The following is a 16,903-nucleotide window of genomic DNA, read 5'->3' as shown; positions in this document are numbered from 1 at the left end:
CTGTTTCAAAGGGCGACGGTAAGTTACCGGGCGCAAATCGCGCATATCGGCATCCTGTTTTCGTACCTTGTCGATCCACGCCAATTGTCGTTTTTTAGGTGCTCGCCCGATTCGACATTTTTTGCATCCGAGTTTCAACCGTGACACCGCCACAAGCCGCAGCCGCCAGGCTGGACAGCGCTCCATTACCTTTGCCCGAGAAGAAGTTAGCCGCACGCGCTGCGCCGGCGCGCGCCGACCGGCCTTTCCGCGGCATCGCGCTGATCCTCGCCTCGACCGTGTTCCTCGGCACCTCGGACGTGACAGCGAAATATCTGTCGGCGACATTGCCCTCGATCGAGATCGCCTGGATCAGGTTTCTGGTGTTCGGACTGATCATGGTTCCGGCGATGCTGCCGCATTCGCCGCTTTACGCCATGCGAACCGAACGGCTGGGCCTGCAATTGATGCGGGGCGCAGCACTTTTGGGATCGTCGCTGTTCTTTATTTCCGGCTTGCGCTTTCTTCCCATTGCCGAAGCATCGGCGACCGGCTTCGTCTCGCCGTTGTTCGTCACCGCATTGTCGATCATCTTTCTCGGCGAGCGCGTCGGCGTACGCCGCTGGCTCGCGACCGCGGTCGGATTGATCGGCGTGGTGATCATCTTGCGGCCGGGCACCGGCGCCTTTCATCCCGCCGTGTTTTTCCCGATCATCTCCGCGCTGGCCTGGGCCTGCACCTTGATCATGACGCGGATGTTGAGCGGACGGGAACACGCCCTCACCACCATGACCTATTCGTCGATCGCAGGCGTCTTCATCCTGTCGGCGCTGGTCCCGTTCGTCTGGGTCGCCCCGACCTGGCATGACATCCTGTTCGGGATTTTGATCGGCGTGGCCTCGACCGCGGGACAGTGGATCGTGGTGCTGGCGTTCCGCTATGCCGACGCCTCGGTGCTGGCGCCGTTTTCCTACACCCAATTGCTGTGGGTCTCTATCCTCGGCTTTGCGATTTTCGGCGAGGTGCCTGACCTCTGGACCGTGACCGGTGCGGCCTTCATCGTCGCCAGCGGCCTCTATACCGCGCACCGCGAGCGCATCCGCCGCTCGCAGCTGTTGGCGTTGGACGCGGAGCTGTCGCCGAACGCCTGACGGAACGAGCCGGGATGCACCGTGTCGATGCAAATCGGCCGGGCCGCAAGCGTTGCGCGGGCGCAACACCTGCAACGGAAAACGCCATTTTTCGGCGCCGCATCAAGGGATTCCGCCCGGACCGTCAAATCCTACCGTCAACGGCATGCTAGCCTCGACCCGCAAGCGCCGCAGAGCGCTGGGAATGACAGGGCTGAGGGCGTGCGTTTTCAATTGCCATCGTGGGTGCAAGGCAAGCTGCGCCGACGCGTGACCGCGCTGGCGTCCGGCATGGCTTTGGCCGCCGCAAGCCTGGTGGTAGCGACCCCGGCGCAAGCGCAAAGCACCTGGAACGGAGTCTCGAACGACTACAACCTTTCCACCAACTGGACTCCGGCTACGGCACCGGTCGCTGCCGGCCAATCTGCGATTTTCGGTGCGACGGCAATTACCGTCGTCGACGTGTCCGCCGGTCCGATCACTCCCAGTTCCTGGACCTTCACCTCCAACGCGTCGTTCTATTCGATCTTCGACAAGGCCGTTAATTTCAGCCTGGCGGGACCGGCCGGCGGTATCATCAGCAACGCCAATACCGGCCAGACGATCGCCATCAACAACAACATCGGAGAATCGGTCGCCGGCGTTCAGGTCCAGCTGCTCGGCCAAAGCACGCTGAAGCTGACTGGCATCAATACGTATTCGGGCGGGACGACGGTCAGCGGATTTGGAACGCTGCAGGTGGGCACCAACGGCGCGGTCGGGTCCGGTACGGTCATGCTTCAGGACGGAGCATTCCAGGCCGAAGGCCTCAGCGACCTCACCTTCGCGAACAATTTCAAAATCAACGGCACCGTCGGCGGCAGCTTCATCGATTCCCACAGCGTCGTGCTGACGCTCGCTGGCAACATCACCGACGGCAACGGACCGGGAGCTCTGACCGTTGTCGACACGCTCGGCTCCGGCCGGGTCATCCTTACCGGCACCAATACCTACACCGGCGGCACCACGATCTGTGCTTGCGGGACGCTGCAACTCGGCGACGCCACCCATACCGGCAGCATCGTCGGTGCCGTCCTCAACGAAGGCCGGTTCAACATCGTCAATGCCAACACCGCCGGCATCACTTCGATCACCAACATCGGCGGCTTTACATCATTCTTCGGCAGCAACACCGCGGGCACGGCGACGATCGTCAACGATCTCGGCGAGACCGGGTTCTTCAACAACAGCACCGCCGGCAGCGCCAACATTACCAACCGCGGCGGCGGCGCTACCATTTTCGGCACGCCTGGCGGCACCGATACCAGTACGGCCGGCAATGCGACCATCGACAACGGCGGTGGTAGTGCAACCATCTTCAACGCGGCGAGCAATGCGGGTGCCGCCCATATCACCAACCACAATTTCGGCATGACGGATTTCGGCGATTCGTCATCCGCCGGGTCCGCGATCATCATCAACAACTTCCACGGCATTACAAATTTTGGCCATTCCGGGGGCACGGACACCGTTACGGCCGCCAATGCGATGATTACCAACAATTCCGGCGGCGAAACCATTTTCAATGCATTCTCAACCGCCGGCAATGCGATCATTACCACCAACAGTGGCGCCGCCACGTTTTTCTTCGACAACTCAACCGGAGGCAGCGCACAGTTCATCACCAATGGCACCGGCTTTGTCGATTTCTCCGGCAGCATCGGTCCGAACGGGGACGGACGGATCACCGCGGGCTCGATCGCCGGCTCTGGCTTCTATTATATCGGCGCCGGTAATACGCTGATCGTCGGCAGCAACAATCTCTCGACCGAAGTCAGCGGCGTGATTGCCGATACCTGTGGCTGTGGACCAGGCGGCCCGGGCGCGCTTACCAAAGTCGGGACCGGGATACTCACGCTGTCCGGCATCAACACCTACACCGGCCCGACTGTGGTCGATGGCGGCATCCTCAGCGTCAACGGCTCGATTGTGTCATCGAGCAGCGTCACGGTGAATGCCGGCGGCACGCTCGGCGGCAATGGCATCGTCGGCAACACCACGATCAATGGCGGTACGCTGTCGCCCGGCAATTCGGTCGGCTTGCTGACGGTGCAGGGCAGCCTGGTATTCACCGCGGCGTCGACTTACCTCGTCGAAGTCTCGACCACCGCCGACCGCACCAACGTCACGGGCACCGCGACGCTCGGCGGCGCTAGCGTCAATGCGATGCTGCTCGGCGGCAACATCCTCAAGCAATACACCATCCTGAATGCGACCGGCGGCGTCAGCGGGACCTTCAATCCGCTGGTCAATGTCAACGTGCCGAACGTTGTCGGCAGCCTGACCTACGACCCCAATGATGTCTTCCTGAATTTTTCGCTCAATTTCAATCCGCCGGGTGGCCTCAACGCCAACCAGCGGAATGTCGCCAACGCGCTGACGAATTTCTTCAACGCCAATGGCGGCATTCCCCTGGTGTTCGGCGCGCTGACGCCGGCCGGCCTCTCGCAAGTCTCCGGCGAGACCGCGACCGGTTCGCAGCAGGCGACATTCGAGGCGATGAATCTGTTTATGGGACTATTGACCGATCCCTTCATCGATGGACGCGGTGGGTCCGGCCCGCCTTCCGGCGGCGCGGCGCCTTTCGCCGATGAAAGCGATGCGATCGCGTATGCTGCAAAGAGAAAAGATGCCGCGCGCGATGCCTTCGCCAAAATCCCGACCAAAGCGGAGGTTGCGCGCAACAATCTCTTGGACCCGCACTGGAGCGTGTGGGGCGCGGCCTATGGCGGTGGCGCCACCACCGACGGCAACGCGGCGTTGGGATCGAACAGTGCGACAGCGCGCGCGTTCGGCTTTGTCGCCGGCGCGGATTACCGGATTTCGCCAGCGACGCTTGTGGGTTTTGCGCTCGCCGGCGGCGGCACCAATTTCAGCGTCAACGGGTTCGGCACCGGACGCTCGGATCTGTTCCAGGCCGGCGCGTTCGTACGGCACAATATTGGCGCGGCCTATGTGTCGGGTGCGCTCGCCTATGGTTGGCAGGACGTGACGACCGATCGCATGGTGACCGTCGCGGGTCTCGACCGCCTGCACGCGGAGTTCAATGCCAATGCGTATTCGGGACGGATCGAAGGCGGCTATCGCTACCTGACGCCGTGGATGGGCGTGACGCCCTACGCCGCCGGACAGTTCACGACCTATAGCCTGCCGGCCTATGCCGAGCAGGTGCTCGCCGGCGCCAACACCTTCGCGCTGAATTATTCCGCCAAGGATGTCACGGCGTCGCGCTCTGAGCTCGGCGTTCGTACCGACAGATCGTTCGCGATGCAGAACGCGATCCTCACTTTGCGCGGCCGCTTTGCCTGGGCGCATGATTTCAACACCGATCGCAACATCTCGGCGGTGTTCCAGACGCTGCCGGGTGCGGCCTTCGTCGTCAACGGCGCGGCGCAGTCGCACGATTCGGCGCTGACCACGGCGTCCGCCGAGGTGAAATGGCTCAATGGCTGGTCCGCCGCCGTCGCCTTCGAGGGCGAGTTCTCCGACGTCACCAAATCCTATGCCGGCAAGGGCGTCGTGCGTTACACGTGGTAACTCTTCGTGGTATGAGAGGGCAAAGATAAACCCCTCGCGGAGGACGTCCATTGCGCGCTGCCATCTTCAGGAACGGTGAGATCGTTGTTGGTACAATGCCAGAACCGAAACCGGCGGCGGGGCAGGTGCTGGTCAAGACATTGGCCTGCGGCATTTGCGGCTCTGATCTGCACGCGCGCAAGCACGCCCGTCACATGGTCGAACTGGCGCGGCATTTTCCGGGCCGCAAGCCGATGGACCTCGCCCGCGATGTCGTGTTTGGCCATGAATTCTGCTGCGAGATCGTCGACTACGGGCAGGATACGCAGCGCAAGCTGAAAGCCGGCACCCGCGTCTGTTCGCTGCCGGCGCTGCTGACGCCGGAGGGTCCGCAGGGCATCGGCTACTCCAACGACAATATCGGCGGCTATGCCGAGCGCATGCTGCTCAGCGAGGCGCTGCTGCTGGAGGTGCCCAACGGGTTAGCGGCGGAACATGCGGCGCTGACCGAGCCGCTCGCGGTCGGCATCCACGCCGTCGAAAAAGCAAATGTGCGCGGCGACGAGGTGCCGCTGGTGATCGGCTGCGGCCCGGTCGGGCTCGCGGTGATCGCGGCGCTGAAGCTAAAAGGGTTGCACCCGATCGTCGCGGCGGATTATTCGCCGGCGCGCCGCGCCTTGGCCGAAAAACTCGGCGCCGACATCGTCGTCGATCCCGCGCACGCGCAACCTTACGCGACCTGGGCCGAGCACGCCGCGATGTCGCCGGAGCAAAAGGCGGCGCGGCCGCCGCTGCAGGCGTGGCGGCCGGCCCTAAAACCTGCGCTGATTTTCGAATGTGTCGGCATACCCGGCCTAATACAGCAGGTGTTCGAAGGCGCGCCGCGCGATGCGCGTGTCGTGGTGGTCGGCGTCTGCATGGAAACCGACCGCTCCGAGCCGACGCTCGGCATCGTGAAGGAGCTCAACGTTCAATATGTGCTGGGCTATACGCCCGACGAGTTTGCCTACTCCCTGCGCCTGATCGCGGAAGGGCAGGTCGATGCGGCCTCCCTGGTGACCGCGACCGTCGGCATCGATGGCGTCGCCGCCGCGTTCGCGGATTTGGCCAATCCGGAGGCCCACACCAAGATCATCGTCGAGCCCTGGCGCTAGTCTTGTTTTCCCCTCATGGTGACGAGCGTGTCTTCGCGCGTCTCGAACCATGTGGCCCCCGGCCCATCCTTCGAGACGCCCGCAAGAGCGGGCTCCTCAGGATGAGGGACTGACGATATGATGCATCATGGTCTCAAATGATTCCGATCGCCCGGCCGTTCTCGCCCGTCAGCGCTTTGTTGCGGACAAGGAAGCATTTTCAGGGCTAAATCTCGCGCAGCGCTTTCAGCGCATCCACGACACGAATTTGTGGGGTGCAGCTGCGTCCACTTCGGGACTGGGCTCGGAGCTGGACGCGACCGCGGTGTTGCGCGCGGAATTGCCGGTGCTGTTGCAAAAGCTCGGCGTGGCGTCACTGCTCGACGCGCCCTGTGGCGATGCCGGCTGGATCAATGCTGCCGATTTGAGCGCGCGCATCATCGGCGTCGACATTTTACCTTCTCTGATCGAGCACCTGCAGGCACGCGCCGCCGCGGGAGAGATCAAAGGCGAATATCATCTCGCCGATATCACCCGAGATTCCCTGCCGCGATGCGACGCGATCCTGTGCCGCGATTGCCTCGTGCATCTGTCCTTTGCGAATATCGAGCGCGCGGTTGCGAATTTCCGCGCGTCAGGCGCAAAGTGGCTGATTGCGACGACGTTTCCGGGGTGGCAGGCCAATGCCGATTGCGAGGACGGCGACTGGCGCGCGCTGAATTTTGAGCGGGCGCCTTTTGGCTGGGGACCGCCGGTTGAATTCTTGAACGAGAATTGCCTGGAAGCCGGCGGCGGCTGGCGGGACAAGAGTCTCGGGGTGTGGCGGCTTGCTGAGATTGGTTAGCCGTCATTGCGAGGAGCGAAGCGACGAAGCAATCCAGCTTTTGAGTTGCGGCGATATGGATTGCTTCGCTTCGCTCGCAATGACGCTGGGGCAGATATCTTCTGCAATAATGAGCGCCGGTGGTTATGGATCCCGGCCTTCGCCGGGACGACGGAGAATCACACCGGCAGCGCGATCGAGTATTTCACCTGGCTCAGCGCAAAGCTCGATTCGATCGAGGCGATGCCGTCGAGCCGGGTCAGCTTGTTCTTCAGGAACGCTTCATAGGACGACAGGTCGGCGGCGACGACGCGCAGGAGGTAATCGCGGTTTCCGGTCATCAGATAACACTCCAGCACCTCCTCCCATTTCGAAATCGCTTTCGCAAAGCGGTTGAGGTCCTCCTCCTTCTGCCGCGCCAGTTTTATCGAGATGAAGACGCTGACATGGAGCCCGAGCGACTTCTGGTCGACGGTCGCGATATAGCGCGTGATCACGCCGCGCTGCTCCAGAAGTTTGACCCGGCGATGGCACGGCGACACCGACAGGCCGACCTTGTCGGCGAGTTCCTGCATGGTGGTGCGGCTGTCGGACTGCAGCAGGCCGAGGATCTTGCGGTCGATGGCATCTAAACTGTGCATTGGGATAAACTCTCACGGGTGGGCGCTAAATTGGTAATTTATCCCAATTTGGCCTTGTATGTCGCGGGAATTTGAGAAGTTTGACGAAGGCCGGCGCGTTAAGATCGGAGCCATCATACAAGTCCGGAGTACGGCCATGGCGAGCGACCCCGAGCGCCTCGAACTATTGTCGGCGCTTTCGCGCAAAGTGTTGTGGCTGTCGTCATGGACCATCCATCACGCCAACCATATCCGGCCCAATGCCGACGGGTTGAAGGTCGGTGGCCATCAGGCTTCCTCCGCCTCGCTCGCGACCATCATGTCGGCGCTGTATTTCTCGGTGCTGCGGCCGCAGGACCGCGTCGCCGTAAAACCGCATGCGAGCCCGGTGTTTCACGCCATCCAGTATCTGTTCGGCCGTCAGACCCGCGACAAGCTCGAGAATTTTCGAGGCTATAAGGGCGCGCAGTCCTATCCATCGCGCACCAAGGACACCGACGACGTCGATTTCTCCACCGGCTCGGTCGGCCTCGGCGTCGCGCAGACGCTGTTCTCCTCGCTGGTACAGGACTACGTCAAGGCGCATGGCTGGATGAAGGATCGCCCCGAGGGGCGGATGATTGCGCTGGTCGGCGACGCGGAGATGGACGAGGGCAACATCTTCGAGGCGCTGCTGGAGGGCTGGAAGCACGGGCTGCGCAACACCTGGTGGGTGGTCGATTACAACCGCCAGAGTCTCGACGCGGTGGTGCGCGAAGGGTTGTGGGAAAAATTCGAATCGATGTTCCGCAATTTCGGCTGGGACGTGGTGATCGTGAAATACGGCCGGCTGATGCGAACCGCCTTCGCCGAGCCCGGCGGCGAGGCCTTAAAAAGCTGGATCGATGCCTGTCCGAATGCGATGTACGCGGCCTTGTGTTTCCAGGGCGGGGCGGCATTCCGAAAACATCTTCAGGACGATATTGGCGACCAGGGCGCGGTGTCGCAATTGATCGATCGGCGCAGCGATGACGAATTGCTGGCGCTGATGTCGAATTTGGGCGGCCACGACATGGCCAGCATGATTGAGGCATTCGGATCGATCGATCACGATCGCCCGGTCTGTTTCATCGCCTACACCATCAAGGGCGTCGGGCTGCCGTTCCAGGGCCACAAGGACAATCACGCGGGGTTGATGACGGTCACCCAGATGGAGAAATGGCGCGCGGCGCAGAACATCCGGCCGGGTCATGAATGGGAGAAGTTTGAAGGACTATCGCAGGAGCCCGCCAGGCTCGAGGCGTTTCTCGCCGACGTGCCGTTCAACCGCGACGGTCGCCGCCGGCTCACGGCGCCGGTGATCGACGTTCCGGAGCGGCTTTCGTTCAAGCCGTCGCCGCAGATGTCCACGCAACAAGGCTTTGGGCTTGTGCTCAACGAAATCGCGCGCGAGGAGACAGCGCTCGCGGCGCGCATCGTCACGGCGTCGCCGGATGTGACGGTGTCGACCAATCTGGGCGCCTGGGTCAACCGGCGCGGCTTGTTCGCGCGCGCCGAGAAGGCCGATTTGTTCCGCAGCGAAAAGATACCATCGACCTTCAACTGGGATTTTTCGCCCAAGGGACAGCATATCGAACTCGGCATCGCCGAGATGAACCTGTTCATCCTGATGTCGGCGCTGGGATTGTCGCATCAAATCAACGGCGAACGGCTGCTGCCGGTCGCAACCCTCTACGACCCCTTCATCGAGCGCGGCCTCGATGCGTTGAACTACGCCTGTTATCAGGACGCGCGCTTCATGGTGGCGGCGACGCCGTCGGGCATTACGCTGGCGCCGGAAGGCGGCGCGCATCAGTCGATCGCGACGCCTTTGATCGGGATCGCGCAGGATGGCCTCGCCTCGTTCGAGCCGGCCTTTGTCGATGAACTCGCCGTGATCATGGCTTTCGGCTTTGCGCACATGCAGCGCGAAAGCGGTGATGGCGGCTCGGTCTATTTGCGGCTTTCGACCCGCACGATCGAGCAGCCGCAGCGGATGATGACGCCGGATTTGCAGAAGGGCATCACCGACGGCGCCTATTGGCTGCGCAAGCCGGGGCCGAATGCCGAACTCGTGATCGCCTATACCGGCGCGCTCGCGCCCGAGGCGATCGAGGCCATCGGCCTGATCGGCGAAAGCCGACGGGATGTCGGGCTGCTCGCGATCACCTCCGCCGACCGGCTGCATGGGGGCTGGACCGCGGCACGAAAACTGCGGCGCGACCGCCGCGGCGTGCCGCATCTTTCCCATATCGAAAAACTGCTGGCGCCGCTGCCGCGCGACTGCGGCATCGTCACCGTGATCGACGGCCATCCCGCAACCTTGGGCTGGCTCGGCAGCGTGCGCGGCCACCGCGTCGAGGCGCTCGGCGTCGAGCAGTTCGGCCAGACCGGCTCGATCGACGACCTCTACCGCCACCACGGCATCGACGCCAATGCCATCATCGACGCGGCGGAATCCTTGACGGCCGGGGCGCCTGTGCGGCACCGCAAAATGGCGGTGTAAAAAATCAACGTCGGAGCAAGCGGGCCCCCACCCCAACCCTCCCCCGCAAGAGCGGGAGAGGGAGCTCAGCGCGTTTTGTGGTGGGCAGTGTCGCAACAAACGCGATCGTCCCCCTCTCCCGCGCTTGCGGGGGAGGGCATAGGCGGCCTACGGCCGCCGTCCTTGATAGAAGAACGCCGACGCGGAGCATCGGCTATGGTGGGGGTGTCTCTACACGCGCAAATGACAACCGTCGTCTTGCTTCCTCCTCACCACCGACCTTATATGTCGGATCTGCCGCAAGGCGGCGTCCCGCATATGGCGGGTTCAATTTCCGAACGTTTCGTGCAAGGATGCCTGCCGAACGCTTCGTTCCCTTCCATTCGCCCCTGAAATCACGAGGTTTACGATGGTCAACCGCATGCAATTCTACATCGACGGCGCCTGGGTCGATCCGGTCGTCAAGAAGTCCACGCCCGTCGTTAACCCTGCCACCGAAGAGGCGATGTATGAAATTGCGCTCGGCTCCAAGGCCGACGTCGACAAGGCGGTCGCTGCCGCCAAGCGCGCGTTCGAAACGTTTTCGCAGACCAGCCGCGAGGAGCGCGTCGCGCTGCTGTCGAAGGTCATCGAAGTCTACAAGACCCGTATGAAGGACATCGGTGCTGCCGTCTCCGACGAGATGGGCGCACCGCTGCCGATGGCGGAGAAGCTGCAGGCCGGCGCCGGCCTCGGCCACATCGCCTCCACGCTCGAGGTTCTCAAGAACTATCATTTTGAGGAGCCGCTCGGCTCGGCGATGGTGGTGCGTGAGCCCGTCGGCGTCATCGGCATGATCACGCCGTGGAACTGGCCGCTGAACCAGATCGCCTGCAAGGTGGCGCCCGCGCTTGCCGCCGGCTGCACCATGATCCTGAAACCGTCGGAATTCACGCCGTCGTCGGCGTTGATTTTCGCGGAAATCCTGCATGAAGCCGGCGTGCCCAAGGGCGTGTTCAACCTGATCAACGGCCTCGGCCCGGAAGTCGGCGCCGCCATGAGCGAGCATCCTGATATCGACATGATCTCGTTCACCGGCTCGACCCGCGCCGGCATCGATGTCGCAAAACGCGCAGCTCCAACGGTGAAGCGCGTCAGCCAGGAGCTCGGCGGCAAGTCGCCGAACGTCATCCTCGAAGGCGCCGACCTGACCAAGGCCGTCACCGGCGGCGTGATGCACATGTTCAACAATTCCGGACAGTCCTGCAACGCGCCGTCGCGGATGATCGTGCCGCTGTCGAAGATGAAGGAAGTGGCCGCCATCGCCAAGAGCGTCGCCGACAAGACCAAGGCCGGCGATCCCCGCGCCGAAGGCACCACGATCGGCCCGGTGGTGTCCCGCATCCAGTGGGACAAGATCCAGAAGCTGATCCAGAAGGGCATCGAGGAAGGTGCGACGCTGGTTGCTGGTGGCCCGGGCCTCCCTGAGGGCGTCAACAAGGGCTTCTATGTGCGTCCGACCATCTTCGCTGATGTCACCAACGACATGACGATCGCGCGCGAGGAAATTTTTGGGCCGGTGCTGACCATCCTCGGCGCCAAGGATGAAGAAGACGCCGTCAAGATCGCCAACGACACGCCCTATGGTCTCGCCGGTTACGTCTCCGCCGACACCGTCGAAAGCGCCCGCCGCGTCGGCCGCCGCATCCGCGCCGGCAACGTCAATCTGCAGGGCGTGCCCAACGACCGCACCGCGCCGTTCGGCGGCTACAAGCAGTCCGGCAACGGCCGCGAATGGGGCAAATACGGTTTGGAAGAATATCTCGAGGTCAAGGCCGTCGCGGGATTCAACGCGGCGTAAGCTCACACGCGAGACGAGATCAAAGCGCCGGGGCGGGAATCCGCTCCGGCGTTTTTGTTGTTTTTGTGAGGCGTCGAACAAAACTCACTGTCGTCCCTGCGAAAGCAGGGACCCATAACCACAGGAGCCCGTTGTTACGAAGGCAACAGCCAGTGTGCCCTAAGAGAATACACGGCGTATGGGTCCCTGCTTTCGCAGGGACGACAGCAAAAGCTATCCCCCCAGCGCGCCTTGCGTGTTGACGTACAGCGCGTAGATCGACTGGCTCGCGGCCATGAACAGGCGGTTGCGCTTGAGCCCGCCGAAGCACAGATTGGCGCAGCGCTCGGGCAGTGCGATGCGGCCGATCATCACGCCGTCGGGTGCGAACACCACGACGCCGTCGAGCTCGGGATCGCCCATGCCCCAGCCGCACCACAGATTGCCGTCGATGTCGGCGCGCATGCCGTCCGGCGTGCCGGCTCCGGCATCGACGAAGAGGCGCTTGTTGGAAATGGTATCGCCGCCCGGCGAGACATCATAGGCGAGGATTTTTCGGGTCGGCACGCCGCGCGATTCGATGATGTAGAGAATTTTCTCGTCCGGCGAGAAACACAGCCCGTTCGGCCCCAAAATGCCTTCGGCGACGATGCTGGCCTTTCCGGTCGCGCCGTCGATCCGGTAGACGTTCATGTCGATCTCGGGATCTTCCTTGTAGCCTTCGTAATTGCCGAGCAGGCCGAACTGGGGATCGGTGAACCAGATCGAGCCGTCGGATTTCACCACGACGTCGTTCGGCGAATTCAGCCGCTTGCCGTTGAAGGAGTCCATCAGAACCGTAATCGAACCGTCATATTCGGTCCTGACAACGCGGCGCCCGCCGTGTTCGCAGGTGATCAGGCGTCCCTGGCGGTCGCGGGTGTTGCCGTTGGCGAAGTTTGACGGCTTTCGGTAGTTGCTGACCGCGCCGGTTTCCTCTTCCCATTTGATGATGCGCTGGTTGGGAATATCGCTGCACAACAAATAGCGGCCGTCGCCGAACCACACCGGGCCCTCGGCCCAGCGCAATCCCGTGGTCAGCCGTTCCACCGCCGACAGTTTCAGCCAGTATTTTTCGAAGCGCGGATCGAGCGCATGAATCGCCGGATCGGGATAATAGGTCGCCGGCTCGAAGCCAGCGCGAGGCGATTTTGCTTGGGACATTTGCTGTTCTCGTTGTTGCTTGAGTTCCTCACCGGGGCCATTTGCTACCACTGGCGTGCTCGGGCGGCAAGCAACCGCCATTTCCCCGTCATTGCGAGGAGCGCAGCGGACGAAGCAATCCATCTTTTCTGCGGCGCAATGGATTGCTTCGCTTCGCTCGCAATGACGGAGGAGAGCGCTGCGCCTTGCCTGACAAACACTAGCGGGCCATAATCTCTTCAACACCGCAGCAATGAGGGACGAAATGCCACGTATATTGATGACCGGCGCATCGGGGGGTATCGGCACGAGCTTGCGCAAATTATTGCCGCCGATCTATCCGGACCTGCTGCTGAGCGACCTGAAGGCGCCCGCCGATCTCGGCAAAAGCGAAAAATTCAAGGCGGCTGATCTCGCCGATCTTGCGCAGGTCGAGGCGATCTGCGAGGGCGTCGACGGCATCTTGCATTTTGGCGGCTATTCGGTCGAAGGCCCGTGGGAGCCGATCCTGCAGTCCAACATCATCGGCGGCTACAATTTGTTCGAGGCCGCGCGCAAAAAGGGCGTCAAGCGCATCGTGTTCGCGTCGTCGAACCATGCGGTCGGCTTTTATCCGCGCCATCACCACATCGGCACCGACGTGACGCCGCGCCCCGACAGCCGCTACGGCGTCAGCAAGGTGTTCGGCGAAGCGGTCGGCGCGCTCTATGCCGACAAGCATGGCCTTGGGGTGACCTGCATCCGCATCGGCAATTTCGGCGAAAAACCGCTCGATCATCGCCGGCTCTCGATCTGGCTGAAACCGGAAGACCTCGTGCAATTATGCCGCATCGGGCTCGATCATCCCGACATCCATTTTGAGATCTTTTACGGTGCGTCGTACAACGAGCGTAGCTGGTGGGATAATCACCGCGCCTACGACCTCGGCTATCGCCCGACTGGCCGAGGTGAGGATTTTCGCGAGCATGCTTTTGCCGAGCAGGCCAAACTCCCGCACGATCCCGTCGGCGACTTTTATCAGGGCGGCGCGTTCTGCGGCATGGAGTTCGACGGCGACAAGAGCAAGATCATCGATTGGAAAAAATGACAACGTCATTCCGGGGCGCGACAACGTCGCGAACCCGGAATCCATAACCACGATCGGGAGTATGGATTCCGGGCCTGTCGCCTCAGGTCGGCAATTGCCGACCGAAAGCGCATCCCGGAATGACAGTTTTTATTTGTCGCGCGCATCAGCCCCGATCCGGCCGAGATAATCCGACTTGCTGAACTGCATGTGATCGACGCAGAGCTGCGCCAGCGCCCAGCTGTCGCGCCCTTGGAGCAGCTCGATCATGAACTCGTGCTGGCGGCGCGACAGCGCGAGGCCCTCTTTGTCGGCGAGATTTTTCGCGCGCATCGGCAGCGTCAGATTCATGTAGTCCTGCAGCGAGCGCACCAGATAGGGATTGCCGCAAGCCGAAAACAGCGCGACGTGGAAGGCGTCGTTGGCCTCGTGGATGCCGCGCAGATCCTGCGCGTCGGCCCGCGCGCAATATTGCCGCTGCAGCTCGACGAGTTGTTCGATCAGCTCGGCGGGCGCAGGCAATGCGATCATCAGCGCCGCCTGCCGCGTCAGCATTTCCCGCACCTCGTAAATCTGCCGCACCTCGTCGGCGGAGTAAAACCGCACGGTGGCGCCGATGTTCTTTTCGCGCAGCACGATGCCCTGGCGCTCGAGGAGGAACAGCGCCTGACGGACAAAATGCCGGCTGGCGCCGTAGCGGCTCATCAGCGTGTCCTCGACCAGCCGCGAACCCGGCGCGAAACGGCCGAAGATGATATCCTCCTCGAGCCGGTGGATCACTTCCGCCTGTTCTTCCTCGCGGGTGAGGGCTGAGGTTTCCGGTGAGGCGGCCTGCGGTTTCATGAGCGGTCACGTCGGATCATCGCGGAAAATCAGCACGGCACGCCATCCATTGTCAATAATGATGGTCATTTTGGCCGTCACTCGCATCGATTCGAGGTTCGAATATCGAATATTGACAATAATTCCGTTGACTCCTTTAGTGGGGTTCACACCACGACAGGAAACAAGAAAATGGCTGACGGACTTCGCAAGGGACTAACGAGCTATGGCGACGCCGGATTTTCGCTGTTCCTGCGCAAGGCCTTCATCAAGGCGATGGGCTATTCCGACGACGCGCTGAACCGCCCCATTGTCGGCATCACCAACACCTACAGCGATTACAATCCCTGCCACGGCAACGTGCCGCAGATCATCGAAGCGGTGAAGCGCGGCGTGATGCTGACCGGCGCGATGCCGATGGTGTTCCCGACCATCTCGATCGCCGAGAGCTTTGCCTATCCGACCTCGATGTATCTGCGCAATCTGATGGCGATGGATACCGAGGAGATGATCCGCGCCCAGCCGATGGACGCGGTGGTCGTGATCGGTGGCTGCGACAAGACCCTGCCGGCGCAGATCATGGCGGCGGTTTCTGCCGATTTGCCGACGGTGGTGATCCCGGTGGGCCCGATGGTGGTCGGCCATCACAAGGGCGAGGTGCTCGGCGCCTGCACCGATTGCCGGCGGCTATGGGGAAAATACCGCGCCGGCGAGATCGACGATGCGGAGATCGAGGCCGTCAACGGCCGGCTCGCGCCTTCGGTCGGTACCTGCATGGTGATGGGCACGGCCTCCACCATGGCCTGCATCACCGAGGCGCTGGGCCTGTCGCTGCCGATGAGCGCAACCATTCCTGCGCCGCATGCCGAACGCTTTTGCTCGGCGGAGGCCAGCGGCAGGGTCGCCGCCGCGATGGCGGTCGCGAAGGGACCAAAACCCAGCGAACTGCTGACCAAGAGTGCGTTTCGGAACGCGCAGGTGGTGCTGCAGGCGATCGGCGGCTCGACCAACGGGCTTATTCATCTGACCGCGATCGCCAACCGCACCGAACATCGCATCGATCTCGACGCGTTCGACAAGCTCGGCCGCGAGGTGCCGGTGCTGATCGACCTAAAGCCGTCGGGCGAGCATTACATGGAGCATTTCCATCATGCCGGCGGGTTACCGAAACTGATGGCGCAGCTCGGCGATCTGATCGACCTCGACGCCAAGACCATCACTGGCCAGACGCTGCGCGATGTCGTCGCCGGCGCCGAGGAGGTACCCGGGCAAGACGCGATCCGCGCGCGAAACAATCCGATCAAGCCGGAAGGGGCGATGGCGGTGTTGCACGGCAATCTCGCCCCTCGCGGCGCGGTGATAAAGCATTCGGCGGCGAGCCCGAAACTCTTGCAGCATACCGGCCGCGCCGTGGTGTTCGAGTCGGTCGAAGACATGACACTGCGAGTTGACAGCCCGGATCTCGATGTCACCGCCGACGATGTGCTGGTGCTGCGCAACGCCGGTCCCAAGGGCGCGCCGGGCATGCCGGAGGCGGGCTATCTGCCGATCCCGCGAAAACTGTTGCGCACGGGCGTCAAGGACATGGTCCGGATATCGGATGCGCGAATGAGCGGCACGGCGTTCGGCACCATCGTGCTGCACATCACCCCGGAGTCCGCCGTCGGCGGTCCGCTGGCGCTGGTCAAGAACGGCGACATGATTAGGCTCGATGTCGCCAAGCGAAGCATCGATCTGTTGGTCGATGCCAAGGAACTGGAAAAACGCCGCGCGGCGCTGGCGCTGCCGGAGAAACCGGAATGGGCCAAGCGCGGCTACGCGCATCTGTTCAGCGAGACCATTTTGCAGGCCGACGAAGGCTGCGATTTCGACTTTATGCGCGCTAAAGGGAAGGAGTAGTTCTCTCGCGCCTCAAAGCAACCGTCATGCCCCGCGAAGGCGGGGCATCCAGTAATCGCCGTGGCCCGTGATAGAACCGAGGGGCCGCGGCATACTGGATCATCCGCCTGCGCGGATGATGACGACTGGTGGTCCTTCCCCGTCATTGCGAGCCAACGGGTCGCGCGAATGCGCGCCCGATGACAGGCTCCGCGAAGCAATCCATCGCGCCGCAAGCGAAGCTGGATTGCTTCGTCGCTGCGCTCCTCGCAGTGACGGTGGTGTGGTTGGCCGTCTCCGCATCGCCTCTCGCGCCTGCGTTTGCGTCCTTTGTTTGATTGACATTCAAACATCCCCGATGGGATGATCAAAGAAAAATCAATCATCAAGGGG

11 protein-coding genes are annotated in these 16,903 nt (G+C 62.4%); 8 read left to right on the top strand and 3 right to left on the bottom strand.

Annotated elements, in window-relative coordinates; genetic code table 11:
- Positions 1-140: 140 nt before the first annotated feature.
- The 4 genes from B5526_RS07390 (at position 141) to B5526_RS07375 (ending at position 6,641) form a co-directional block, all read left to right on the top strand.
- The gene (locus B5526_RS07390; protein WP_079544772.1) at positions 141-1,130 is read left to right on the top strand and encodes a DMT family transporter; all 990 of its coding nucleotides are present in this window, start codon (positions 141-143) and stop codon (positions 1,128-1,130) included.
- A gap of 201 nt (positions 1,131-1,331) precedes the next feature.
- Complete coding sequence (locus tag B5526_RS07385; RefSeq protein ID WP_244562216.1) at positions 1,332-4,685, top strand: autotransporter outer membrane beta-barrel domain-containing protein; 3,354 nt, start codon at positions 1,332-1,334, stop codon at positions 4,683-4,685.
- A gap of 95 nt (positions 4,686-4,780) precedes the next feature.
- The gene (locus B5526_RS07380) at positions 4,781-5,818 is read left to right on the top strand and encodes a zinc-binding dehydrogenase (protein WP_244562215.1); all 1,038 of its coding nucleotides are present in this window, start codon (positions 4,781-4,783) and stop codon (positions 5,816-5,818) included.
- Positions 5,819-5,945: 127 nt separating this feature from the next.
- The gene (locus B5526_RS07375; RefSeq protein WP_079537616.1) at positions 5,946-6,641 is read left to right on the top strand and encodes a class I SAM-dependent methyltransferase; all 696 of its coding nucleotides are present in this window, start codon (positions 5,946-5,948) and stop codon (positions 6,639-6,641) included.
- Between the two features lie 158 nt (positions 6,642-6,799).
- Here B5526_RS07375 and B5526_RS07370 read toward each other — a convergent pair whose 3' ends face one another.
- Positions 6,800-7,261, bottom strand: coding sequence for an Lrp/AsnC family transcriptional regulator (locus B5526_RS07370; RefSeq protein ID WP_079537615.1), 462 nt, complete (start codon positions 7,259-7,261; stop codon positions 6,800-6,802).
- A gap of 136 nt (positions 7,262-7,397) precedes the next feature.
- On the opposite strand from B5526_RS07370, the gene B5526_RS07365 reads away from it, so the two are divergent.
- Both B5526_RS07365 and B5526_RS07360 read left to right on the top strand, forming a co-directional pair.
- Entirely contained in the window at positions 7,398-9,764 is a 2,367-nt protein-coding gene (locus B5526_RS07365; protein WP_079544770.1) for a transketolase, read from the top strand.
- A 388-nt stretch (positions 9,765-10,152) separates the two neighbouring features.
- Positions 10,153-11,583 carry an aldehyde dehydrogenase family protein gene (locus B5526_RS07360; protein WP_079537614.1) on the top strand — a complete coding sequence of 477 codons (1,431 nt, stop codon included), beginning with the start codon at positions 10,153-10,155 and terminating at the stop codon, positions 11,581-11,583.
- A gap of 213 nt (positions 11,584-11,796) precedes the next feature.
- Here B5526_RS07360 and B5526_RS07355 read toward each other — a convergent pair whose 3' ends face one another.
- A complete protein-coding gene (locus B5526_RS07355; protein ID WP_079537613.1) occupies positions 11,797-12,765 on the bottom strand; it encodes an SMP-30/gluconolactonase/LRE family protein in 969 nt (322 codons plus the stop codon).
- A 244-nt stretch (positions 12,766-13,009) separates the two neighbouring features.
- Between B5526_RS07355 and B5526_RS07345 the strand changes: the two genes are divergently transcribed.
- Positions 13,010-13,831 (top strand): NAD-dependent epimerase/dehydratase family protein, encoded by an 822-nt coding sequence (locus B5526_RS07345; RefSeq protein ID WP_079544769.1) that lies wholly within the window; start codon positions 13,010-13,012, stop codon positions 13,829-13,831.
- Between the two features lie 129 nt (positions 13,832-13,960).
- On the opposite strand, the gene B5526_RS07340 is transcribed toward B5526_RS07345, so the two are convergent.
- Positions 13,961-14,653, bottom strand: a complete 693-nt coding sequence (locus tag B5526_RS07340; protein WP_079537611.1) for a GntR family transcriptional regulator — start codon at positions 14,651-14,653, stop codon at positions 13,961-13,963.
- Positions 14,654-14,824: 171 nt separating this feature from the next.
- Between B5526_RS07340 and B5526_RS07335 the strand changes: the two genes are divergently transcribed.
- Entirely contained in the window at positions 14,825-16,531 is a 1,707-nt protein-coding gene (locus B5526_RS07335; RefSeq protein WP_079537610.1) for an IlvD/Edd family dehydratase, read from the top strand.
- Positions 16,532-16,903 lie beyond the last annotated feature (372 nt).

This window comes from Bradyrhizobium lablabi (assembly GCF_900141755.1).
GTDB classification, from domain to species: domain Bacteria; phylum Pseudomonadota; class Alphaproteobacteria; order Rhizobiales; family Xanthobacteraceae; genus Bradyrhizobium; species Bradyrhizobium lablabi_A.
Note: the sequence above shows the minus strand (reverse complement) of the source record. Positions and strands in the feature narration are given on the sequence as shown.

Excerpts from the sequence above, each read along its gene's own strand:
- B5526_RS07380 (WP_244562215.1), top strand. The coding sequence starts at position 4,781 with ATGCCAGAACCGAAACCGGCGGCGGGGCAGGTGCTGGTCAAGACATTG.
- B5526_RS07375 (WP_079537616.1), top strand. The coding sequence starts at position 5,946 with ATGGTCTCAAATGATTCCGATCGCCCGGCCGTTCTCGCCCGTCAGCGC.
- B5526_RS07370 (WP_079537615.1), bottom strand. The coding sequence starts at position 7,261 with ATGCACAGTTTAGATGCCATCGACCGCAAGATCCTCGGCCTGCTGCAG.
- B5526_RS07365 (WP_079544770.1), top strand. The coding sequence starts at position 7,398 with ATGGCGAGCGACCCCGAGCGCCTCGAACTATTGTCGGCGCTTTCGCGC.
- B5526_RS07360 (WP_079537614.1), top strand. The coding sequence starts at position 10,153 with ATGGTCAACCGCATGCAATTCTACATCGACGGCGCCTGGGTCGATCCG.
- B5526_RS07355 (WP_079537613.1), bottom strand. The coding sequence starts at position 12,765 with ATGTCCCAAGCAAAATCGCCTCGCGCTGGCTTCGAGCCGGCGACCTAT.
- B5526_RS07345 (WP_079544769.1), top strand. The coding sequence starts at position 13,010 with ATGCCACGTATATTGATGACCGGCGCATCGGGGGGTATCGGCACGAGC.
- B5526_RS07340 (WP_079537611.1), bottom strand. The coding sequence starts at position 14,653 with ATGAAACCGCAGGCCGCCTCACCGGAAACCTCAGCCCTCACCCGCGAG.
- B5526_RS07335 (WP_079537610.1), top strand. The coding sequence starts at position 14,825 with ATGGCTGACGGACTTCGCAAGGGACTAACGAGCTATGGCGACGCCGGA.